The sequence below is a fragment of the Gardnerella sp. KA01001 genome (assembly GCF_049244025.1).
Classification (GTDB): Bacteria; Actinomycetota; Actinomycetes; order Actinomycetales; family Bifidobacteriaceae; genus Bifidobacterium; species Bifidobacterium swidsinskii.
This window is the reverse complement of sequence record NZ_CP058366.1, coordinates 1448257-1472320: the sequence shown is the minus strand read 5'-3', so window position 1 is coordinate 1472320 and position 24064 is coordinate 1448257. Positions and strand designations below refer to the sequence as shown.

At 39.6% G+C, this 24064-nt stretch carries 19 protein-coding genes; 14 read left to right on the top strand and 5 right to left on the bottom strand.

Features of this window, described 5'->3' with window-relative positions; all coding sequences use genetic code 11:
- Positions 1-94 precede the first annotated feature (94 nt).
- The 4 genes from HXT59_RS05940 (at position 95) to HXT59_RS05925 (ending at position 4677) form a co-directional block, all read left to right on the top strand.
- A complete protein-coding gene (locus HXT59_RS05940; RefSeq protein ID WP_004107172.1) occupies positions 95-904 on the top strand; it encodes a nucleoside phosphorylase in 810 nt (269 codons plus the stop codon).
- Between the two features lie 290 nt (positions 905-1194).
- Positions 1195-2961 (top strand): ABC transporter ATP-binding protein, encoded by a 1767-nt coding sequence (locus HXT59_RS05935; RefSeq protein WP_421784274.1) that lies wholly within the window; start codon positions 1195-1197, stop codon positions 2959-2961.
- A 271-nt stretch (positions 2962-3232) separates the two neighbouring features.
- Positions 3233-3823 carry a type IV toxin-antitoxin system AbiEi family antitoxin domain-containing protein gene (locus HXT59_RS05930; RefSeq protein ID WP_012914017.1) on the top strand — a complete coding sequence of 197 codons (591 nt, stop codon included), beginning with the start codon at positions 3233-3235 and terminating at the stop codon, positions 3821-3823.
- Complete coding sequence (locus HXT59_RS05925; protein WP_102155281.1) at positions 3820-4677, top strand: nucleotidyl transferase AbiEii/AbiGii toxin family protein; 858 nt, start codon at positions 3820-3822, stop codon at positions 4675-4677. The genes HXT59_RS05930 and HXT59_RS05925 overlap by 4 nt, the downstream gene beginning before the upstream one ends.
- 230 nt (positions 4678-4907) lie before the next feature.
- On the opposite strand, the gene HXT59_RS05920 is transcribed toward HXT59_RS05925, so the two are convergent.
- Positions 4908-6248, bottom strand: a complete 1341-nt coding sequence (locus HXT59_RS05920; protein WP_421784273.1) for a Na+/H+ antiporter family protein — start codon at positions 6246-6248, stop codon at positions 4908-4910.
- 544 nt (positions 6249-6792) lie between these two features.
- Here HXT59_RS05920 and HXT59_RS05915 point away from each other — a divergent pair.
- The 3 genes from HXT59_RS05915 to HXT59_RS05905 all read left to right on the top strand — a co-directional run bounded on the left by HXT59_RS05915 (position 6793) and on the right by HXT59_RS05905 (position 10967).
- A complete protein-coding gene (locus HXT59_RS05915) occupies positions 6793-7560 on the top strand; it encodes an ATP-binding cassette domain-containing protein (protein WP_032842527.1) in 768 nt (255 codons plus the stop codon).
- Positions 7550-9628, top strand: a complete 2079-nt coding sequence (locus HXT59_RS05910) for a YhgE/Pip domain-containing protein (RefSeq protein ID WP_004107160.1) — start codon at positions 7550-7552, stop codon at positions 9626-9628. Before HXT59_RS05915 ends, HXT59_RS05910 begins: the two co-directional genes overlap by 11 nt.
- A gap of 163 nt (positions 9629-9791) precedes the next feature.
- Positions 9792-10967, top strand: coding sequence for a hypothetical protein (locus HXT59_RS05905; protein ID WP_421784272.1), 1176 nt, complete (start codon positions 9792-9794; stop codon positions 10965-10967).
- A 193-nt stretch (positions 10968-11160) separates the two neighbouring features.
- Here HXT59_RS05905 and HXT59_RS05900 read toward each other — a convergent pair whose 3' ends face one another.
- Positions 11161-12294 carry a 4-hydroxybutyrate dehydrogenase gene (locus tag HXT59_RS05900; RefSeq protein WP_421784271.1) on the bottom strand — a complete coding sequence of 378 codons (1134 nt, stop codon included), beginning with the start codon at positions 12292-12294 and terminating at the stop codon, positions 11161-11163.
- Between the two features lie 186 nt (positions 12295-12480).
- Entirely contained in the window at positions 12481-13821 is a 1341-nt protein-coding gene (gene nox / locus HXT59_RS05895; protein WP_012914022.1) for a H2O-forming NADH oxidase, read from the bottom strand.
- Between the two features lie 335 nt (positions 13822-14156).
- On the opposite strand from nox, the gene HXT59_RS05890 reads away from it, so the two are divergent.
- Positions 14157-14762, top strand: a complete 606-nt coding sequence (locus tag HXT59_RS05890; RefSeq protein ID WP_116440581.1) for a pyroglutamyl-peptidase I — start codon at positions 14157-14159, stop codon at positions 14760-14762.
- Positions 14763-14824: 62 nt separating this feature from the next.
- On the opposite strand, the gene HXT59_RS05885 is transcribed toward HXT59_RS05890, so the two are convergent.
- Positions 14825-15268 carry a toxin-antitoxin system HicB family antitoxin gene (locus HXT59_RS05885; protein ID WP_012914024.1) on the bottom strand — a complete coding sequence of 148 codons (444 nt, stop codon included), beginning with the start codon at positions 15266-15268 and terminating at the stop codon, positions 14825-14827.
- A 705-nt stretch (positions 15269-15973) separates the two neighbouring features.
- Here HXT59_RS05885 and HXT59_RS05880 point away from each other — a divergent pair.
- The 6 genes from HXT59_RS05880 (at position 15974) to HXT59_RS05855 (ending at position 23238) form a co-directional block, all read left to right on the top strand.
- Complete coding sequence (locus tag HXT59_RS05880; RefSeq protein ID WP_012914025.1) at positions 15974-16840, top strand: DUF2971 domain-containing protein; 867 nt, start codon at positions 15974-15976, stop codon at positions 16838-16840.
- 225 nt (positions 16841-17065) lie between these two features.
- On the top strand, positions 17066-17803 hold the full coding sequence (locus HXT59_RS05875; protein ID WP_041160566.1) for a hypothetical protein: 738 nt from the start codon (positions 17066-17068) through the stop codon (positions 17801-17803).
- Positions 17793-20393, top strand: coding sequence for an HAD-IC family P-type ATPase (locus tag HXT59_RS05870; protein ID WP_012914027.1), 2601 nt, complete (start codon positions 17793-17795; stop codon positions 20391-20393). The genes HXT59_RS05875 and HXT59_RS05870 overlap by 11 nt, the downstream gene beginning before the upstream one ends.
- An 85-nt stretch (positions 20394-20478) precedes the next feature.
- Positions 20479-21999 carry an L-serine ammonia-lyase gene (locus tag HXT59_RS05865; RefSeq protein ID WP_041160567.1) on the top strand — a complete coding sequence of 507 codons (1521 nt, stop codon included), beginning with the start codon at positions 20479-20481 and terminating at the stop codon, positions 21997-21999.
- Positions 22000-22279: 280 nt separating this feature from the next.
- Positions 22280-22687, top strand: a complete 408-nt coding sequence (locus tag HXT59_RS05860) for an FKBP-type peptidyl-prolyl cis-trans isomerase (RefSeq protein WP_004107148.1) — start codon at positions 22280-22282, stop codon at positions 22685-22687.
- Positions 22688-22758: 71 nt separating this feature from the next.
- Positions 22759-23238: a GreA/GreB family elongation factor gene (locus HXT59_RS05855; RefSeq protein ID WP_004110818.1), complete on the top strand. Its 480-nt coding sequence runs from the start codon at positions 22759-22761 to the stop codon at positions 23236-23238.
- A gap of 127 nt (positions 23239-23365) precedes the next feature.
- On the opposite strand, the gene lexA is transcribed toward HXT59_RS05855, so the two are convergent.
- The gene (gene lexA, locus HXT59_RS05850) at positions 23366-24040 is read right to left on the bottom strand and encodes a transcriptional repressor LexA (protein WP_102155756.1); all 675 of its coding nucleotides are present in this window, start codon (positions 24038-24040) and stop codon (positions 23366-23368) included.
- Positions 24041-24064: the final 24 nt, after the last annotated feature.

Here is a 24064-nt window from a genome sequence, read left to right as displayed (position 1 = left end):
CGAATTTGCAGCAATTGACCATTTTGTGATCTTTGCGTATTAATGTGTGTATTTGTATATAGGATTGAATGGCTTGTAGGATGGAGTTGATTATATGACAGAATATAATTTACCAATTTTAGAGTATGATTCCGATAAAAGTGCAGTTTTAATGCCAAAACACGATAATATTTCTGTTCAGCTTCCATCTAAAGCGGTTTTTGCTTTCTTAGGCGATGAAATTGATCAGTATGCTTTAAGTAGGAAAGCTACGATTGTAGCAAATTTTGAATCTGCAACTAAAAAATATCCGATATATGTTTTGGAAGAAAAAGTAGGAGATACAGTAAGAGAAAATACAAACAGCGCAGTAGAAGAAGAAACGCAAAAAATCTGCTTAGTACAGGCCCCGGTTGGCGCTCCGGCCGCTGTTCAGATCTTAGATTGGTTGATTTCTTACGGTGTTAGTGAAGTTGTTAGTGCTGGTTCTTGCGGATCGCTAGTTGATTATGCGGAAAACGTTTTTCTGGTTCCGTATAAAGCTTTAAGGGATGAGGGGACTTCTTATCATTATTTGCCTCCAAGTCGTTATGTTGATGTTTCAGAGCGTTCGAGGCATGCTATTTTGCAAACTTTGCAGGCGCATAATTTGCCTTATCATGAAGTTAAGACGTGGACTACGGATGGATTTTTCCGTGAAACTAAGACGAAAGTTGCTAACCGTAAGCAGGAGGGATGCGCGGTTGTTGAAATGGAGTGTTCTGCTTTAGCAGCTTGTGCGCAAATGCGCGAGATTGTTTGGGGTGAGATTCTTTATACTGCAGATACTTTGCATGATGTTGAAAATTATGATGAGCGCAATTGGGGTGGGGATTCTAAAGCGTATGCTCTTGAGCTTTGTATTGAAGCAGTGTTGCGCATTTGACACGTTTACGCTGATATCACGTATAAAACCATCGTTCTAATTTGATTTTTTTTTAACTCTATGCTTATTATTTCTAACAAGCATTACATGTAAGTGTGTTTAACCATTTATAGGTGTTGTCAAGTAGATAAGCATGAACAATCAGGATAAGTATGATAGTGTAGCTTTCAACGTTTTGTAGCGGGCGAATCGGCAAAACAGAAGCGAAAATGCTAGCTACGAAAATGCTATTAGATAGAAAACAGTAGAAATATCAAAAATAGCTATAAAGGAAGTGAGAGGTAGCGAGAATGAACAAAACTGACAATACAGCAAATCAGCAATCGCCCACGAATCAGCAATCATCCAAACTGCATCCCGACGTAAAAAATTACGTAAAACTATTTTTCAAAGAAAACAAGCTTGTAGCTTTTCTTTCGATGATAGTTTTTATTTCCTTGTCTATGATTTACACTGCTATTTCTTGGATTTTGCAAATTATTTTCGACTATATGGCAGGTAAAGGATCCTACTCTTTAACTACTATTTTGCTGCTTGTCGTTTCCTTTATGCTGGCAATCTCCCTGATTTTCGCGTTGAAGCGCAGTTCGTACCCTCGCTTTCTTGAAAAAGCAATGAATCAGTATAAAGAGTCTGTTATCAAGAAGCTTTTACAGAAGAGTTATAGTGATTTTTCGCTCGCGAATTCCGGCACGTATCTTTCTGTACTTACTAATGATTGCGAGCGTATTCAAGAAAAGTATTTGAAGAAGATTTTTGACTTTGTTCAAGACGTTCTTATGCTGGTAAGTTCGCTAGCTCTTATGATTTACTATAGTCCACTGCTCACTGTTATTGCTCTTATTATTTCCGTGCTTCCTATGGTGTGCTCGATCCTTACAGCTAGCGGAATTGCCGCTCGAGAGGAGCAGGTTTCTAAGTCGAATGAGTCTTACACAGCTTTGACGAAGGATGTTTTGAACGGCGTTTCGGTTATTAAGAGTTTTAAGGCGGAGCAGGAGGTTATTAACCGTTATCAGAATCAGTCGATGGAGCTTGAGCATACTAAGAATCTTCGCGAAAAAACGATGACTACTGTTTCTGCTCTTGGAACGATTTCAAGCCTTGCAACTCAGCTTGGCGTGATGCTTGTTGGTGCTTGGATGGTTAACGCTCATGTTGGTGTTATTACTGCTGGAATGGTGTTAGCTTTCACTAATTTGATGAATGGTGTACTTCAGCCTATTGCAAGTCTTCCGCAAATGCTCGGCGAGATGAAGGGCGCTAAGAAGCTGATTAGCAAGATGGCCGATTATATGAGTAACGTTAAGGAAGATTCTGGCGAGATCATTGACGATTCTGTTAAAAACGTTGTTTTGCGCAATGTTTCGTACGCTTATGATGCGGATCATAAAGTCTTGAAAAATGTAAATCTAACTTTGCAAACTGGAAAATCTTACGCGATAGTAGGACCTTCTGGTGCTGGTAAGAGTAGTTTGATTAATCTGCTTATGGGCTACTACAAGGATTATGAAGGTAGTGTGAAGCTGGATAATCACGAGCTTAGCAATGTGAGCAAGAGTTCGCTTTACGATAAGACGACTCTTATGCAGCAGTCTGTGTTTATGTTTGATGCTTCGATTTTAGATAATATTACGCTTTTTAAGCCATTCCCAGATGTGGAAGTGGATCGTGTGATTCACTTGGCTGGTTTGGATGATTTGATTGCTGCTAAAGGCAAGGATTATCAGTGCGGCGAGAACGGTAGTCATCTTTCTGGCGGCGAAAAGCAGCGTATTGCTATTGCGCGAAGCCTGCTTAAAAGGTCCGAGATTCTGCTGGTTGATGAGGCTACGAGCGCGTTAGATAACGAGACAAGTGCGAACGTAACGCAGTCTATTTTGAATTTGCAAGGAATTCTTCGACTCGTGGTAACTCACCGCTTGGATGCCAATTCGCTTAAGCAATATGATGAGATTCTTGTGATGAAAAGCGGCGAGCTTATTGAGCGCGGAAGCTTTGAGGAGCTTATGAATCAAAAGGCTTACTTCTACTCGCTTTACACTGTGTCTATGTGAGGATGTTGATCTGGCTTGGGCTTGGCTTTCGCTTGGTTTGCGCTGAGCAATTTTAAGCTCAGTAGAGACACTGGTGCAGATTGCGTACTGCGCGATGTCTCTGTTTTGCGCTAGTGGCCATTAGGTGCAAAATTGCGTTGTTTGGCTACTTTGTGATTTGGTTAAATGTGGTTTGGCTATTTGCACTTTACGATTTGCTTGCGCATTCGATACGTTTATGCTGATATAATATATTAAATCAGCGTAAACGTGTCATTAAGTAGGTGGGCAAATGTTAAAAGATCAATTGCGCAATTACATAGAGAAAAAGCAAGTTTTAAGCATTGATAGTGTCATCAAAGAACTTGGAATTAGCCCGTCTAGTGTTTATCGATTTATTAAAGATGAGAGCTTAGAGCGTGTATCAAAAGGCGTTTATGTTAACAGCAGTTTGTGGAATGATGAAATGAATTTATTGTCAAAGCGCACATCTGTTGCTGTTTTTTCACATGAGTCCGCACTTCTTTTACATAATTTGACTGATAGAGAGCCTTCTTCTTTAACAGTGACTGTTCCGTCAACTTATAATGCAAGTAGTCTAATTAAGACTGGTGTTAGAGTGTTTTATATAAGACCAGATTTTTTAGGAATTGGTAAGACGAATCTTATGTCGCTTGAAGGTAATCTTGTGCCTTCTTATGATTTAGAGCGCACAATTTGCGATATTTTGCGTTCTCGTTCTCAAATAGATGCACAGGTGGTATTTGGTGCGTTAAAAGCTTATGTTAAAAGAAAGGATAAGCGACTTGATATACTAAGCGATTACGCTAAAAAATTTAGGATTTCAAAGTTGATTTCACAATATTTGGGGGTGTTGTTATGAGAATGAAGGATGCTAATCAGCTTAAAGCAAAAATAAAGAATGTTGCACTCCAAAAGGGTGTAGATCCTCGCGTGCTAATGCGCGTATATATGATGGAGCGTTTTTTAGATCGTGTTTCCCGCTCGCGGTATAAAGACAATTTTGTTCTAAAAGGTGGAATGCTGATTTCTTATCTTGTTGGCGTAAATCTTCGTACAACAATGGATATTGATACAACTATGCAAAATATTTCTCTTAGTGAAGATGATGTGCGTATTTTTATATCAGATGTAATATCTATCAATATCGATGATGGTGTTAAATTTACGCTACAAACGCTTGATTCTATTATGCAAGAATCTGACTATCCAGGGGTTCGAGCTAGCCTAATTGCAGATTTTGATGGTACAAAAACTCCTGTCAAAATCGATATTTCAACTGGGCATGCTATTACTCCATCTGCTATGGAAGCAGAATTGCCTTTAATGTTCTCAAAATCTATCTCTTTATTGACTTATCCAATTGCAACGATTTTAGCAGAAAAGTTGCAAACAATTCTTGTGAGGGAAGAATTTAACACGAGAATGCGAGATTTTTATGATTTGCATGCTCTTAGAGTGTCTCAAGGAGATAATGTCTTTAAGAAAGAAGAGATTGCTAAAGCTTTTTACGCTACTTCTCAAACGAGAGACACCCTTTATTTACTGAGTAACGTGAATGAAATTTTCGATAGGATTAAAGATAGTGAAGTGATGAGAATAAAGTGGAAGGATTACCAAAGGAAAGCACCTTGGGCTAAAAGTCTTTCTTGGGAAGAAATAATGCAAGATATGAATTTCTTTTTGATGTTATTTCATAATGAGGTTGTAGCTTAAGTTATTTTATTATTTGAATGGCTTTTCTAAATCGTCGGGAATCTTGTCTTAGTGGTCAATCGTTATAAATTTGCAGCGATTGGCTACTTTGCGATTGGCTACTTTGCGATTGGTTGATTGGTATTTAAAAATAAACGCCAGGGAGTTTATTCAACTCGACTGGCGTTTATTAGTCATTTGTGTTATTCGCTAGTTGCGTTTTTACTTGCTGTGTTTGCCAAAATAATCTGCTAAATAAACTGTGATATTACAATGCCGGCAGCCATAAGCGGAATATTGAAAATAAGGAATGTTGGAACGCAAGTATCCCAAATATGACTGTGCTGACCGTCTGCGTTTAAGCCGGAAGTAGGTCCAAGTGTGGTATCGGAAGCAGGGGAGCCTGCGTCTCCAAGAGCTGCAGCAGAAGACATAAGAAGAATCGTTGCAGGAGTGCTGAAACCAATGCTCTGGCACAGTGGCACGAACAAAACCGCAAGAATAGGAACCGTGCCAAACGAAGTACCAATGCCCATAGTCACAAGCAAACCAATAAGCGTAATAACAAATGCAGCAACAAGTTTGTTTTGTCCCATAGAAGCTACACCAAAGTTTACAAGCTCCTCAACTCCGCCTGTCGCTTGGATCACGTTAGCATATCCGCCCGCAATGAGCATCACAAACGCAATAAGACCCATGAGTTTTACGCCGCCAGTAAGCTGATTGTCAATGTCATTCCACTTTATTGCTCCAAAAATAATCATAGTTGCAAGACCTGCAATAGACGAAAGCGAAAGATCCTTACTAATAACTTGCACTACTACAACAACAATAATTGCGAGAATAGTCACATAATGGCGTAAATTAAGAGGTTCGACAACGGCGTCGGCGGCACGAGTGTCAGTTTCTGTAGTTTTGTATTCGCGAGGTTTTCTGTAAAGCACAAACACTGCAAAAAGTAGTGATGCAAACATTGCAAGACCTAAATACCAGTTCACAGCACTAACGTCTGCAACACTAACCTTCATGCCATTTTTAGAAAGATTCGTAGCAATAACAGTTTGGAAAATAAGACCAAAGCCAAATGGAATGGCAATATACGGAACTTCAAGACCAAAAGCAGTGCAGCATGCTGCAGCTCGACGGTCAAGCTTCATCTTATTCATAACTCTCAAAATAGGCGGAATAAGAATAGGAATATAAGCAATATGAACCGGCACAATATTTTGAGACATGCACGCAATTAGAGTTAGTACTGCAAGTAGAGCGTACTTTTTCATGCCAATAATTTTGCTAATTTTTTTAGAAATAATTTGAGCTAAGCCTGTTGCAGTAATTGCTTCCGCAAAAGTTCCAAGCAAAATGTAGGCGAGCGCAGTTTGTGAGTTGGTGGAGAAACCGTCGCAAAGCAAAGCCATAATTGTGTGATTTCCGTCACCAAAAAGAGGAAGATGACCGGCAATGCCACCTGCAATGCAAGCTACTATCATTGATAGCAAAACATTAAGTTTTGCAAGACTAAGTGCGCATAGCACTACAACCGACACAATAACCGGATTAAATATAATATTTAAAATTTGCAAACTTAGCATGCCGTTCACCCCTTTAAATGCTTGAATTTAATATATTGTTTGAAGCAATACGTTTTATTTCGTATTGCTTACGTCTGTATTTTTTGCATACGTATTCTTACATATGTATTTCTTACATTTAGTAATTAAAGACAATATAGCATGGAAGTGTTTACAACTTGTTTCTTGAGTGAATATAAAATATAAACAATTAAATAAAAAAATTAGTGTAACTCAACAATTGTTTGCACAAAAGAGTATTCTAAATGATTAGTGGTGAAGAATTGATAAATCACCAAATGTTCGGTTTTACACCGTTTTATTGCAGTATTGCAACGTGAGTTTACCGCTGAAAAGTGGCGATAAAGCAATGCGAAAATTAAAAATTGTTTTGCTAATTGTGAAGATCTAAAAATAAGCAGTAAACAATAAACAACAAACTGAAAAACTAAAAAACTGAAAATAAGTTATTTAGAGTATTTAGAGTAAGGAGGAATGCCTGGCGCTCTAAGCGAAATTTAGATACTGCGTTGTGTCTAAGCAATAAGCGTCAAACATACAAATTATGCAAGAGGAACAAACGTTTTTAGAAGCTAAAGAATTAGGGTTAAAAAGATTTAGAAGATCGCCATTTTGGGATGTGTCGCTAAAAGTTGCACCTCATCAAATCGTTGCAATTTCAGGCGAACATGGTTCTGGAAAATCAGCTTTGCTGCTTGCATTATCTGGTTATATGAAATTCACTAATGGAATTCTTACTATTGCGGACGTAACTCTTCCTAATGATTTCCAAGAATCTCGACAATACGTTGGTTTGGGATTATTTAGCGGAATTAACGAATTTTATAAAACGCAAACAATAGAAGAAGTTCTTATGAGCGAGTTGAAACTAGCAGCGCGCTCGCCTCTATTTTTGAAGCAATACAAAAATGATGTTAAAAACCGTGAAGCTTTACAGCAGTACGCTTACAACGTGTTAGCTCAATGGAAAGTATTTTCTCCTCACGAAACAGCAATAGGAGAGTTGACTCCGTGCGAGCGCATGCGTTTGGCAATTGCGCTTGCTTTGTTAAAAAAGCCGTGGCTGCTATTTGTTGATGGAATTGAAACGGAGCTTACTAGCGAGCAAAGCGAATGCCTATTTTCCGATATTCGCGCGTATGTTAGTAAAAATTACTGCTCTTGCCTTGTTGGAGTTTTGCAAAGTGAGTTAGAAAAGCAAGCTGATCAAGTCTTAAGACTAAGCCCAAATCATGGGGAATCAGAAAATTCTCATATTGATTCACAGCTTGGTACAAGTGAAGCAAATGGTGGTGAAAACAATGCGCGTTAATACTCTTGCTCTTGCATTTCGAGAGCTTAACAATACGTTGAAAGGAAAAGCTCGAAAGCTTGTTATTGGAACCGTAGCTTTGATTCCACTTTTATACGGATCGCTTTATTTGTGGGCATTTACTAATCCTTATAAGACTTTGAATACTGTGCCTGTAGCTGTTGTTGTTGAAGACAATGGTGCTGTGATTAACGGCAAAATGCGTAACATTGGAAACGAAATCAAAACTCGCTTAAAGAATCAAAAAGATGGTAGTGAGGGATTCCAATGGAATTTTGTAAATAGTTCTGAAGCGAATAAGGGTCTTAAAAATGGCAACTATTTTATGGTAGCAACCATTCCAGCTTCCTTCAGTAAGTGCATTGCTTCTGCGCAATATGAAACTCCTACTAAAGCAAAACTTCACGTAAAGTACGATCAGGCAAGTAATATGCTGGCATCTCAGATTGGCAAAACTGCTTTCCATACTATGCGTAGCGAAATCAGCGAGGCGATTGCTCAAGAGTATTGGGAGAACATGTTTGCGAAAGTTAATTCTGCTTCTGATTCTCTTGGTGATGCAGTAAATGGTGCTGGTGCTTTGCATGAAGGCTCAAAATCTTTGCAAAATGGAGTAAATAAGCTTGCGGATGGATCTAATCAACTTTCACAATCTTTGCGAAAACTTCAAGGCGGATTAAGTGAGCTTCAAAAAGGAGCGAATACTCTTTCTAAAGCAAATACTCGAAGTAAAGCAGGGGCGCAATATCTTGCTCAAAAAACGCAAGATTTAGCAAACGGAGCTCAACAATTAAGCAAAGGAACTCAAAAACTATCGGCAGCAACAAGCGAATTTTACGATGGTGCGCAAAAGCTTGCAGCTTCAAGCAGCGAATTAGAAGAACGTGTTAAGGCTGGAAATGTTGAAACAAAAGCACAAATTATGGGTCTTCTTATGAAAGCGCAAGATCCTAGGGTCACTAAGGAAGACGTGCTCGCTAGCTTGCAAGGTTTAGCTGGAGGATTAAGTGAGAATTCTGATCTTCTAGAAACAAATCTTTCTGCTTTAAGCGCTGGAGCAGACAAGCTTTCTGCTGGAAGTTTGCAAATAAAGGGCGGAGCTGACGCAATATCTCAAGGTGTTGAAGCTGTTAATACTGGCTCAAATAAGCTTGCTGCTGGAGCGAATAGTCTTGCTGAAGGTTTGGCTCAAGTAAGTAACGGTAGCGAGAAACTAAATAATGGTGTGAATGCAGCTGCACAAGGTTCAGCGAAAATAGTGAACGGTTCTGATCAGCTTAATTCCGGAGCTAAGAAGCTATCGGATAATACTCCAAAGCTGGTTGAAGGCGCAAAAAAGTTGCATGACGGGCTTAAGAATTCTCAAAAGTCTGGAAAAATCAACAATATCGTGCAAAAAAGTAAGATGATGAGCGCGCCGGTTTCCTTGGAAGAACACGAGTATTCTCACGTTGAAAATTACGGAACAGGTTTCGCTCCTTACTTTATTTCCATCGGACTTTGGGTCGGTGCTCTTATGGCAACCTTTGTTTTGAGAGTTATGGATAGGCGAGCGATACTAAATGGCATGAATCCGCTTAAGAGTGCGCTTATTAGCTTAACGCCGTTTGTGATTATGGGCGTTGTACAAGCTGTAATTCTTATGGGCGTAGTGCACGTTGTGTTAAAGTTGCAAATTGACAACGTTCTTGCGTTCTATGGTCTTGGAATTATTGCATCCATAATGTTTATGGCAATAATGCAAATGATTATGGTGATTTTCCACATACCAGGGCGAATAGTTGCAATTGTGCTGCTTATGTTGCAAATCACAAGCTCTGCAGGAACATTCCCAGTTCAAATGACGCCGGCATTCTTTAGAGCTGTTCACCCATACTTGCCAATGACGTACTCGATTATGGGGTTGCGTCAAGCAATGGCTGGAAAGAACAGTGGCGAAATAGTTTTCGGCATTGAAATGCTTGTGCTTTTCGGCGTGATTGCGATTGCTATAACAAGCATCGTTGCGCGCATGAAGCGTACTGTAACGATGTTTGATTTGCATCCTGTGATAACGCTTGAGGCGTAAGCGTCGCTTATCTAATACTAACCTGCGTAAGAGTGAATAGCTTTTGCGCAGGCTTTTTATATTTAAGTAACCTAAATTTATGCAGTTTCCAAACATTACAACGTAGTATTAGAATATTTAACTTGCTTGCTTACAATTAGTTAAAGTTTGAGAAGGGGTAGTTATGCCTAATGGAATTGCGGTGAAGCTAAAAAAATTTATTGCATTAGCACTTTCGCTGTTTCTTTTTATGCCATTATGTTCAGGATGCTCAAATCAAAATGGCGCAAATATAGAAGCTGTTAATAGTGCAAAAAAAGTTAATGTTATTAATGCAAAAGTAGCAGCTTTATATAAAAAAGTTTTAGCAAACGCTGATAAATATAACCTTAATGAAGCTGATTCAGAAATTGATACTAGCAAAAGTAAGTATTCTTACGCGTTAGTCAATATGAGCGATAGGGATATTCCGGAGCTTATTCTTCGGAAAAATTATAAATATGTGTCACGTTCGAAGGTTTTTGCTGCAAATAAAGATTACAGTGACGTTGTTTCTTCAAATGATTTAATTTGCGATGGCGTTGGAGACATTGGCGGTTTTAGGGCTTCGTTATCGCAATACGCAGACAGCAATTCATTAAGCTATGTTGAGTGGTCTTCTGGAACAGGGGATACTGAGGCTTACAAGGTTACTATGAATATTGCTGATAGTAATCCTCTTAAAAAAGAAAAATACTGGTCTGGAATAATCACTGATCTTCCTAAACAGAATACAAAAAATATTAATTTTGTCAGTACAGATGACACTACGCTTCTCGATAATTTGGCAAAAACTGAAGATAATACTTATAAGAAAACCGTAAGCAATAAAGGCGGCGACTCTAATTCAGAAGATAAGGATTCTAAGAAGTCTGGCGAGAATGCAAGTAAGAAAGCTGATTCTAAGAAATCCGCTAGTGGCGAATCTTTAGACAGCAAGATTAAAGCTGAAAAAGCAAGCGGAAGGCAAGTAGTTTCCGGAACTGTGAAGGTTTTGTCGTACAACCAGGTTCTTGAAGCGCAAAATATTCAAGATCCTAATCCGGGATCTTCAGATCCTAATCAAACTTTCATGATTCTTATTCTGGATAATAAAACCAGCGTTACTTTGCCTCACAGCGGCGATATGGGCAATCCACCTCATCCTAGCGATGCGACCATGATGGCGTTTGATGATGGTAGTCAAGCTAAACAAATCATGGAAAAGTATGTGAATAAGAAAGTTTATGTAAGTTTTATTGTAAATGATGGATTCTTCCCTTCGGACACTGGATTGCCTTTAGGTGAGCCTCATTTGTGCAATCTAAAAGTTATTGAATAGCTATTGTTCAATTAGAAATAGTTGAAGTAGCTGTGGTAGTTGCACTGGTTGCAATGTTGCTACAAATAAAATAAAGACCCCACATTTATTTGTGGGGTCTTTTGTTATTTTGCTTTTGTTATTTTGTGAAAAACTATTAGAACGTAATTAAAATCAACAAATTCTAGAAAATAAGTTTGCTAAAAATCTGATTTTAGAAAGTAGACGCGTAGACTTCGGCAATTGCAGCTTCGTCCATATGCATATAGGAGTTCTTCAAAAGTCGCTGCTGTTCTTTAACAACGCTTGAAGCCCAGCTTTGAATCATATCCTCGCTCATGCCATACTCGTGAAGCCTATGCTTAGGAAGAATCGTGTTAAGCACTTCGTCGAGCTTGTCTAGTACGTCCGCTTTTTGGCATTCAAGAATATTTGCCATAAAGTCGAAAAGTTTAGAAAGCTCAGTGTTTTCAGCGCTAGTGCTGTTTTTAGTGTCGTGCTTAGCATAATATCTCAAAACGCTGGTAAGAAGAGCTGCATTCGTTTCGCCGTGAGCCACGTGGAAAGTTCCACCAAGCGGATAAGCCATCGCGTGAACGCAACCGCAGCCAGCGTTACCAAACGCAATACCAGCGTAAAGACTTGCCGAAACCAAGTCGCTTACAACTTGGCTTTTTGCGCTGCTGCCTTCTTTAACAACTCGCATATAACTTTGCAAAATAAGCCCGCAAGCCTTGTAACTAAACATTTTTGTAAGCTCGGTTGCAATAGGAGAAAGTGCGGACTCAATCGAATGCGTAAGAGCGTCAATAGAGCTGGTTGCAAAAACGTAATCAGGCAGGCTCTTTAACAATTCTGGAATAAGAACAGCGTCCGTAGCATAGCAAGCATCGTTCGCCAAACCCTTCTTGGTATTGCGCCTAGTAAGCGAGAACACCGCAACGTTCGTAACTTCGGAGCCAGTGCCGCAAGTAGTTGGAACAAGAATAAGATCCGCGCCTTTTTGTGCAGGAATCTTGCCGTCAACCAAGTCTTCAAGCGGGCTTGTTTGCTTCAACGCACAAACCTTCGAAATATCCAAAACAGTGCCGCCGCCAATGCCAATCACGCGCTTTGGAGTTGTGTGAATGTCACTAACGATTGCATCAACCATTGCGTCGCTCGGCTCACCCTTGCCGTATTTCTCTTGGAAAATCACGTCGCAATCAAGATTCAAATCGCCAAAATAAGGCTCCCAAATGTACTGGTTTGTAATAACCAAATCGCCCTTGCTGAGCTTGAATTCTTGCGCGAAGTCGCGTGCGTTCTCGAACTTATGAATAGTTGGTTTAATAGAAAGCTGCTTCATCCTAGACTCCTTTGTTTTAATCTGCATGTCTTATGCTAATAGTGCGCGTTTTGTGCGCTCTTTTGTGCGCGGATGATTAAAAAACCAAGCAACTGCTCCATTATAGAACAGATTGCTTGGTTTAATAAATGCGATTTAAGCTAATCAGAAAAAGTGATTCAGCCTAAGCTAATCAGCAAAGTCTAATCATCCCTTCAACAAAGCCGTGTAAGCAGCCATCGTAATGTAGTTGTACGGCTGGTTGAAGTGAGGCATGAAGAAGATGTCGCACAAAGCAAGCTCTTTAATCGTGACCTTCTTTTGAATAGCCAGCGAGAACAGGTGAATTGCGGCAGACATATCGTAGTTAGAAGCCAACTGGCATCCAACAATAACCTTCGTATCCTTCTTGTAAACGATGCGAATCTTCACCTTTGGATTCTCAACTTCCATAAACGCAGGCTTTTGAGTATCCTCAAAATCAACGTAATCAACGTCCATGCCCTCTTTTTGAGCGGCAGTCAAGCTCAAGCCAGTGCAAACAAGCTTGTAATCGTAAATCATCATTGCGCTAGAGCCTTGCACACCCTCGGTTTCTACAGGAGTTCCGCAAACGTTGTGACCTGCAATCAAGCCGCTTCGAACGGCGTTAGTAGCGAGCGCAATGTAGTTCACGCGGTCTCGAGCGTTGTCGTAGATTGTAGCGCAGTCGCCGATTGCGTACACGTCTGGATCGGAAGTTTGCTGCTTCTTGTCAACAAGGAAAGCGCCGTTAGCATACTGCTTTAAGTGGTCTTTGCCGAGCGCAACGTTTGGGTGGAAGCCAATAGCGCAAATCACCATGTCGGCTTCGTAAGTGCCTTTGCTTGTTTTAACAGCCTTGACTTCAGTGTCTCCAACAATTTCTTCAACAGTTTGACCAAGTTCAAACTTAATGCCTTTATTCTCCATAATTTGCTTCAAATTATTGGAAAACTCTGGGTCAAAGTAGCCGTTAAGAATATGGTCTTCCATGTCAATAAGAGTTACGTTTTTGTTCAAACGTTCAAATGCTTCCGCAAGTTCCACACCAATGTAGCCGCCGCCAAGAACCACAACATTACGGAAATCACGCTCTTGGAGCTTAGCAATAACAGTTTGAGCATTCTGGAAAAGCTTTACCATTTGCACGTTTTCCAAGTCGATGCCTTTAATACGCGGCTTGTTTGGAAGGCTGCCGGTGGCAAGAACCAGCTTGTCGTAAGAATCGTGAATAACAGTGCCGTCTTTAAGCTCGACTGTTACTTCTTTCTTTGCGTAATCAATGTCTAAAACTTTACTTTCAAGATTTACCTTAGCGCCTTTTTTAACAAAATCTTCTGGCTTCTGGTAGAACAGTCCGTCGCTGCTTTGAATTTGCTTGCCAATCCACAAAGCCATGCCGCAGCCAAGGAAGGAAATATTGCTATTCTGATCGTAAATGGTAAGCTCGTTTCCTGGGTAGCTCAAAATTGTGTTAGCGCAGGCAGTGCCGGCATGATTTGCGCCAATCTGAATGATCTTCGTCATCGGTAATCTCTTTTCGTCGTTGAATTCTGTTGAAATTATTGTATGTGCTTCAACTGCTTTGTTTAATTCACACTACTGCGCGAATGCACATCCAATGCACAATACTATTACACGAATGCGAGTCTTACCAATTTTGATTTTGTGCGTGTTGTGGGGGGAGTTGTGTGGTTATTTCACAATCTGACTATCACTAATCTTTTCGCGAACATGAATTACGTAGTAGAATCCTGAAGTTTGTATACAGTTTATATACAGTGACATTCACATATGTACAGTTTTTTTGTGATGCGTTTTAATGTTTTAATAAAGTGATATTCGTGTGAAGGGGTATTGTGATGCGTATTTTGATTACTGGTTTTACGCCATTTGATAATGAGTCTATAAATCCGTCGTGGGAGATTGCGCAATCAGTGCATGCGCCTGAGGGTGTGGAACTTGTTCGTTTACATATCCCTACGGAATTTAACAAGGGTGCGCAAGAAGTTATTGAAAAAATAGAGGAAGTTCACCCTAATGCCGTGCTTTCGTTAGGACAATTTGGTGGTTCTGCTTGTTTTAACGTTGAGTATGTTGGCATTAACTGTAGAGCTGCGCGTATACCAGATAATAGTGGATATAAACCTTGGTATGAGCCTGTTGTGCAGGATGGTGATGTGGCTTATAAAGCGACTTTGCCAGTTGTAAATATAGTTGAGGCTTTGAATAAGGCGAAATTGCCGGCGTCTGTGTCTTTTTCTGCGGGCGCGTACGTGTGCAATGATGTGCTTTACAGTGTTTGTTATTATTGCCATACTAGGAAATTGCCGATTAAGAGCGGTTTTATTCACGTTCCGTATTTGCCTGAGCAAGTTCTTGATAAGCCGAGTACGAGTTCCATGAGTTTAGCTGATATGCTTCGAGGTATTGAAGTTGCATTGCAAGTAATTGCGGATGATTGCTAATAATTACGAGTAATTACTAATGAATAGTGTGAAATTTTGGGGAATAGCTCGAATTGTATTTTCTATGCTCGCTCAAGCACGCGTTCAATAGCGTTATTTTGCGAAAGAAGATACACGCAATACTGGTTCATGCTTATTCCTTCGGCTTGAGATTGCTCAGCCAATTGCCTGTGTAATTCTTTAGGTAGACGCAGTTTGAATTGACCAGAATAGTCATTCAGCTCATGGTAAGACGGCTCTTTTATGTTGATTTTGCTTTCAAGAGCTGCTTCAAACCAAGCATGCTTAGCGTCCTGCGCATTTGCTGCTGCTTCCTGTTCGGAGTCTCCTGAACTTATGCATCCTGGCAAATCAGGGTAGTAGGACACAAATCCACCTTCATCCGGATCTTTTACAATTTCCAGCTTGTATGGGAGTGACATGTAGTAGCTGAGTCTTTTATTTGTTAGTGTTTTGGACTTATTTTTGTGAGAGATATTTTTGCTAGATTTATTTGTTTTAGTCATATTTGATTTTATATTCTGATGATTTTTTGAAAGTTTTATAAGAGTATAAGTGGTGTTACATGTGGTGTCAATGGTTGAGTTATTTTTGCTATACTTTAATTCTCTATACTCTAATTTTAATTAGTGGAATCTTAGTTTATAAGTCAAAGAGTCTATATATCTGAATTTAAGTGGAAGTCAATTGGTGAATTATATCAATGATTTACAAATATTTATGCTTCAGAGCTCTAGAAGAATTAAAAAATTAATTAACAAAAGTGTAGAAGATTATCATCTTATGCTAGATGAGCTTACAGAGAATAAACTATTTAAACAACATATGAGCAAATGAACAGGTGAAGCAACTAAGACATTTAATTGGGAAGTTTATAAGTTTATTCATCTAAATGCAGTAGTGAATTTTAAAGTATTTGGAACTAAAATCGTGCAACAGAAGAAATTAGTTTTATAAATTTAATTTGTTTATCAACCTATAGAAGAAGAATCTTTTTATTTGATAATACAACATAGATAAAATATAAAATCATAGATTATTTATAATACTATAAAAGTAAAAGAAAAATTCGTTGATATAAGAACAGTGTATTGAGTAATAGTGCGAAAATAAATTAAAATGAGATAATCTAATTCTAAAAGTGTAAGATGTGAATTAGATATGCTTGGCAAGATGAATAAACAAATGAATTTTATTAGAGGATAGTATATATGATAGGTTACTATTATTGTTCTTTAAGCACATTTTTGAATATTATTAAGAATAAATCTATTTATCTTTCAGATCCACTAAAAATGAATGATAATTTAGAAATAAAATGGTATATTGATAAACTAAATGATGAAAGAAACAATTCAAATGACGGATTTAAAGCATCAGGATCGCTTTACCATGGGATGACAAATCGTTCGTGTCTAGATTTTACATGCGAAGAATTAATGCAAATACTAGAATCTAAAGGACAGAACAGCGTATATATTTGCTGTTTTTCTGAAGAATCAGATATGTTAAGTCAGTGGAAAGGATATGCCGATGATGGAAAAGGAGTTTCAATAGGATTTAATTTAGAAAAATTGACAAAATTCGATAATTTATTGTTTAAAAAAGTAATTTATACGGATAGTGTGGTTCATGATGATATAGAAAGTGATGTTGAATGTGTAGCAGACACAATAAATACGGTGATTAGTGAGCAAAATATTACAAAGAGAGAAGAAAAAATAGAGGTGTTTTTACATGAATTAATTCCTGAACTTGTGAAATATAAAAATCCTGCTTTTGCTGAAGAAAAAGAAATACGCCTTATTTATTGTGACGATTTGAAATTTGAAAAGATAGTTAACAATCATGATGCTTTTACTGAAAGATTGTCTTTAAAATCATTAGAACATGATTTTAGAATTATTGGGAATGATAACATTACTGAGTTTGTTAAACTAAACTTTACTCCAGATATTATAGAAAAAATATGTATTGGTCCAAAATGTTTATTGAATAAGAGTGATGTTAGAAATATTACTAAGAAATTATTGGGAATAGAAATTAGCACTATAGAATCAAAATGTAGCTACAGATAACAAAATGGGAGGATTTAGTTTGTAGAGCCTGCGTATGCGTTGAACTGCATCTCTGAATTTGAACTAAAAGTACCAATTTGGGAGGTGTAGTTTCATTATGATTAAATACAGCAAGGAGACTCAGCAAAAGTAGCAGAACTACTTGAAAAGGGGTAGGATAATCGGTCGATAATGTTGAAACTTGCCAAACCACCACTTATGTTGAAGGTGTGGTATAAAAGTCTTATGTTTTCTAAACGCGCTATTACCATTTTTGCGGCTGCTGTCGTAACTGCTTTAACGTTGGGTACGTTGAGTGCTTGCGAGCCGCAGGGTAAAGCCGTTGGTAGCACTGGTCGCGCTGGAGACATAATTCACGACGGCATAGATATTAATGACATCCATTTGCTGGTCATTGGTTCAAAATTAGCTGCGCTTGATGACGAAGTTATGAAGCATTGTAAAACGTCAAAATTGAGTGCTTCTTATGTGCCGCTATCAAATGTTGTTAATCCTAACGAAGCTGCTCAGCAAGCTATTCGCGCTGCAAGCGAGCAACCTGTTTCATTAATACTTATAGACGCGCTCGACGTAACAGGCGTTGACGACCTGCATAATGATAATAATCAACCTAATATAAAAGAGAATAACAAGCTTAATAACAGCACTCGCAATAAACAAAACGAAAGCAAAGCATGGATTTCTGCGCTGCAATACGTGCGTTACGCTGGAGTGCCAGTTGCGTTAATAAATCCTGTAAAAGCACCAAAAGACGCAACTTTATACGCAGCTACTTTGTATTTTGATAGCGATGGAAGTGGAATTGGAAAAAATATTCATGAATCTTATTTATCAAAAAATAGCGAATCTTTAAACAATAAAAGCAAGAAATCAAAATTTGAGCGTTCGTCTTTGCTAAGCATCGTTCGAGCAATAATCGACAATACACCGCATAGTAGGGAAGTGATTATAAATGACAAATAACGAACAAAACGCAATGGCATCTACAGAAATCAGCAAAAATAACGCTATTGCGGTGCTTCCTAAAGTAGAAGTTTCTGGTTTGAGCACAGAAGAAGTTGCGCAGGCAGTCTCTTGCGGAGATGTGAATATTACTTCTAAGCAGACTTCTCGCTCTTTAATGGATATTGTGCGCGCGAACGTGTTTACATTGTTTAACGCGATTATTTTCACAGCAATGGTTGTTGTGCTTGCCACTGGTTCGTGGAAGGATGCTGTTTTTGGTGTGGTAATTCTGGTAAATACTGGAATTGGCATTGTGACTGAATTAAAAGCAAAGCGCACTTTGGATAGGCTTTCTATACTTGTGGCGTCTTACGCAATGGTGCGTAGAGGTGGAAAAAATATTGAGATTCCGCACAAAGATATTGTGCTTGGGGATGTTTTGTGGCTTAGAGCTGGCGAGCAGGTTCCAGCGGATGTAGAAGTGTTGGAATCGTGGGGTTTGGAAATGGATGAGTCCATGCTCACGGGCGAGTCTGCTACAGTTCGAAAAGCAAAAGGTGATAACGTTTATTCCGGATCTACTGCAGTTTCTGGAATGGCTTTAACGCGTGTTACTGCCGTAGGAGAGCACAGTTATGCGGCAAAATTGGCGGCGCAAGCGAAAGTTTATACCAAAACAATTTCCGACTTAAGCCGTGGAATTAACACGATTTTGAAGTATATGACGATGGTTGTGGTGCCTTTGTGTGTGCTGCTTGTGTGGTCGCAAATGCACAAGGTTGGCGGATTTGTTGAAGCTTGGCAGACTGGTGCTTGGAGGGGAGCTGTTGTTTCTGCTGTTGCAGGCGTTGTTGGCATGATTCCAGAAGGATTGGTTCTTCTTACTTCGCTTAATTTTGCGGTGGCTGCTATGCGGCTTGCTCGTAAGCAAACGTTAGTTCAGGAGTTGGAATCTGTAGAAACTTTAGCGCGCGTAGACTGCTTGAATCTGGACAAAACTGGCACTATAACCGACGGTGGTATTGCATTCGTTGGCGTGGAAAATCTAGATAATAGTGGTGCCGAAATATCTTTGCAGACCAACTTGCAAACCAATCAAGCTTTATTCGACTTATCAAATGAAGAAAATCCGAACGCAACAGGTGTTGCGATTATGGAAGGGCTTGGCTCTAAAGGAGTTGCAGCTAGCCAGCATGTATCTAACCGTCTTCCATTCTCTTCTGCTAGAAAGTGGAGTGCTGTGCAATATGTACAAAGCAGTGGAGAGCGTGCAACTTGGTATATGGGTGCTCCGGAAGTGTTGCTCAGCGCGATTGATTATGCAAATACTAATGAACTTTTAGCGAAAGTTAATTCTTATGCGGAGCTTGGTGAGCGCGTGCTGCTGCTTGCAAAAGTAAGTAGCGATAGTAGCAGCGTAAGTAGCGTAACAGAAACAGATAAAACTTTTGGTGATTCTCCAACTATTTGCGTAAATGCTCATCCTATTGCTTTAGTTCGCTGCTCTGAGCGTATTCGTGATGATGCTCGCAAAACGCTTAAATGGTTCCGTGAGCAGGGTGTGCGTTGCCGCGTAATTTCGGGAGATAACCCTACAACAGTTGCGGCTGTTGCTGCAAAAGTTGGCTTAACAGGAGATCGCAAGCCTGCTGCAATGGACGCTAGAAAATTGCCAGAAGATATTAACGAATTGGCTAAAGTGCTTGAAAATGTGGATGTGCTTGGGCGCGTGCTTCCTCATCAAAAGAAAGCGATTGTTCAGGCGCTTCACACTCAAGGTCATGTTGTTGCTATGACTGGTGATGGCGTGAACGATACTTTGGCTCTTAAAGAAGCTGATTTGGGCGTTGCTATGGGCAATGCTGCTCCTGCTGCAAAAGCTGTAGCTCAAGTGGTTCTTGTTGATTCACGATTCTCGCATTTGCCGGATGTTGTGGCTCGCGGTAGGCAAGTGATGGCAAATATGGAACGTGTGGCTGGCTTATTCCTTGTAAAAACTGTTTATTCTGCGCTTATTTCTGCAGGAGTTGTGCTTCTAGCGTTGCACTTCCCGTATTTGCCTCGTCACATTACTTATATTGGTTCTTTAACTATTGGTATTCCAGCATTTTTGCTCGCTTTAGCACCTAATACTCGTCGATACATTCCAGGTTTCTTGAAGCGAGTTGTTCGTTTTGCTGTTCCTAGCGGATTTGCTATAGCTGCTTCTGTGCTCGCTACTGCTGTTATAGCTCCGCGAGTTTTGGGATTAAATCTTGACGATGTTGTTGCAAATAATTTGATAGCATCTCGTTTTATTGTCTCAAACGTGCAAGCTTTGGTAACTACTCGCAGTATTTGTTCCGTAATCGTATTTGTTCTCGGCATACTCGTGCTTGCAAGCGTTGCCAAGCCGTTGCGCTCGTGGAGAGGAATTATGGTTGCGCTATTTGCTGCAGCTGGAGTTGCTGGAGCTTTTATACCGTTTACTGCAAAATTCTTCGAAATTCACGTGCCGACTGCAGGAAGCGCGTTTACTGTAATGCTTATAGCTGTTGTTTTAGCTGTAATCTTATGGTTTGTGTGCGTGAGTTTAGCAAACTTGTTATCTAAACAAAGTAAGAAGTGAACAATCTAACATATTTCTCATGTAATTAGTGTGTCGACGTGAGCTTAATGATGCTTACAATAGATACGTGTTTAGTATTTTAGAGATGTTTTCAGTAGGCGTTGGTCCTAGTTCATCACATACAGTAGGTCCTATGCGAGCTGCGTGTTCGTTTGTTTCATCGCTTAAAAAAAGTGGTAGTCTTGCAAACGTTGCGCACGTAAGTGTGACTCTTTACGGATCACTGTCTTTAACAGGTCTTGGTCATGGCACTGATCGCGCTTGCGTTGCAGGTCTTGAAGGAAATCTTCCAGATAATGTAGACACTGATCATATGCTTACTATTCGTCAGGAATGCAAAAAAACTGGCACTTTAACGCTCGCAGGTGAACATACTATTGCTTTTGATTACGATAAGGACGTAATTTTTGAAAAATGGATGCGAATGGTTGTTCATCCTAATGGAATGCGTTTTGTTGCAACTGATTCTGACGGAAATAAAATCGATGAGCAAGTTTGGTATTCAATTGGCGGCGGATTTATTCGTCAAGGGTGTGCAGATGATGCAATGGTTGGCTTGCATGAGCGTGTTACTGAGCAAGATGAAAATAATGCCAATAAGAATGGTGTAAGCGAGAATAATAGCGAAAGTAATAGCGAAAGTAATAACGGAAATAGTAGTGATAATGCTGCAAGCTCCTCAAATCAAACAAAAGATTCCACTGTACCTTATCCTTTTACTTCATGCGACGAGCTTATAAATATTTGCCGAGAAAAGTATATGTCAATAAGCGATGTTGTGTGGCAAAACGAGCTTGCATTGCATGAAGGTGATGCTGACTACGTGCGCAACTATTTGCTGCATGTTTGGAAAGTTATGAGTAAATGTGTAGAAAACGGATGCAACTCAAAGCAACCGATTTTGCCAGGAGGTCTTGATGTGCCTCGCAGAGCTCCTCACATGTATGAGCGTTTGGCTGCAAATTCAGACATGCTTCGTAACAATCGTCGTCGTTCGGATGCTGCTTTAGAAAGTTCAGACTCTGCGTGGGTTAATCTTTTTGCGCTCGCTGTTAGTGAAGAGAATGCTGGTGGTGGGCGTATTGTTACTGCTCCAACGAATGGTTCTGCAGGAATTATTCCTGCAGTATTGCAGTATTATTGGCGATTTGTTGATTCTGCTAATGAAGATGGAGTTGTGCGATTCTTGCTTGCTGCAGGTGCTGTTGGTTACTTATTTAAACGAAATGCTTCAATTTCTGGAGCTGAAGTTGGTTGTCAAGGAGAGGTTGGTTCTGCTTGTTCGATGGCTGCTGCAGGATTGTGCGAAGTGTTGGGAGGGACCCCGGAACAGGTTGAAAATGCTGCAGAAATCGGTATAGAACACCATTTGGGATTAACTTGCGATCCTGTAGGCGGTTTGGTACAAATTCCTTGTATTGAGCGCAATGCTATGGCTGCAAATACAGCAATTAATGCTGTTCGAATGGCAATGCTTGGAGATGGCTCGCACATGGTAAGCCTTGACAAAGCGATTAAGACTATGAAAGAAACTGGTCATGACATGATGTCTAAATATCGCGAAACCTCAAAAGGTGGGCTAGCTGTAAACGTTGTTGAGTGCTAATTTGCTAATATTTTTGCATTAATTCGTTGATGTTTTGAGATTAATTTTTGCTAAGTTATACACAATGCGTATATTTCATGTACATACGTAACGTTTCAGTGCTAATCTAGGACAGGTTAATCTAGGAAGTGTTAGTCTAAACTGCATTTATTCGAATGTGCATTTACTTAAATGTACTATTTAAAATGCGCTGCTTTAGTAATGCAGGATGGTTAAAAGCTGTCTGTGTAGATGTTATACTGTTCAGATTATACTGTTTGGAGTTTGTAAAGGAGGAAATATGGCACAAGATATGCCAGAAGTGATTGCAGAATTTGGCACTACGCCAACGGTGACGTTCCCTGAATCTGAACCGCCAGCAGGCCTTAAAGTTGTTGAATTAGTTGAAGGTAATGGTCCTGTAGTTCGTGCAGGTGACACTGTAACTGTGAATTATCATGGTGTGGTTTGGGGTAGCGACAAGCCATTTGATTCAAGCTTTGCTCGTCATACTCCAGCTAGTTTTGGTATTGGTGTCGGTCAAGTGATTCAGGGCTGGGATCGTACTGTTCCAGGTCATAATGTTGGATCTCGTTTGTTGATTTCTATTCCTCCAGAGTATGGTTATGGCTCTCGTGGCATACCGCAAGCCGGTATTGGCGGCGGAGACACGTTGGTATTTGTTGTTGATATTATTTCAACTCGTTGATAGAAGAGCGTGAATTTTATTTACGAACGCATAGTTTTTATTTTTAGAGATTGTTGTATAAGGAGGTAGCAATGGCTGAAGAAAAAACTATTTTACTTACGCAGGAAGCGTATGACAAACTAAAAGAAGAGTTAGCACATCGTGAAGGTGAGTATCGAGAAGAAATCACTGAGCGTATTGCTGCAGCTCGTGCTGAAGGTGATTTGTCTGAAAATGGTGGTTATCAGGCTGCTCGTGAAGAGCAAGGAAAGAATGAAGGTCGCATTAATGAGCTTATTGTAAAGCTTCGTAATGCGAAGATTCTTGAAGCACCGAAGGATGGCACTGTTGGCAATGGTTCTTTGGTTACTCTTGAGCTTGCAGGTCGAGAAATGACTTATGTTCTTGGTTCTCGCGATATTGCTGTAGCTACGGATTATGACGTTATTAGCCCGGAATCTCCAATTGGGGCAGCTATTATGGGTGCTCATGCTGGTGATACTGTTAGCTATGCAGCTCCAAATGGACGTGAAATTTCAGTGACAATTAAGGATTCGCATCCACTTGCGTAAGTTGCGTAAGTTACATGATTTTCATAATCTGCATAAGTTGATTTTATAAATATTATTCTCCCCACTTAGTCCATATTTTGAAATAAGTGGGGAGAATATTTTTTGAGGGGTTGGTGGGTAAGTTCTATTATATTTTTCGCAAAACTGTAACAACTTTTCCCATAATAGTTGCGTGTGATCCGTCAATAGGAGAGTAAGCCGGATTATGTGGAATAAGCCATACGTGACCGTGGTCATTTCTGAAAGTTTTAACAGTTGCTTCGTTATCTAACAGTGCTGCAACAATGTCTCCATTTACAGCCTCATGCTGCTCTCTAACTACTACATAATCGCCATCGCAAATAGCGGCGTCAATCATCGAATCGCCGTGTACTTCAAGCATAAAAAGATTTCCTGTACCTGTAAGACGTTCTGGCAATCGCATTACATCTTCAATATGCTGTTCTGCTGTTATTGGAGCTCCTGCTGCGATTCTTCCCACTAGAGGAACATCTCTAGAATTTATAACAGAATCAGATTCGTATGCGCTAATATTGGCAACTCTTGAAGAATTTTTATTAATTTTGTTATTTGAATTCTTTTCAACAATTGAATTATCAAGAATTTCAATAGCGCGACCTTTATTTGCATTAATTCGCAAAATCCCTTTATCTTCAAGTGTTCGCAATTGATGTTTCACAGAAGATGGGCTTCTAAGTCCAACTGCTTCTCCGATTTCGCGGAAAGAAGGAGGGAATCCATGAATTTTTATATTGTTTTGGATGGCATTGATAATATTGCGTTGGCGGTCAGTAAGTGACATTGCGCTAATATCGCTAGCATTAAT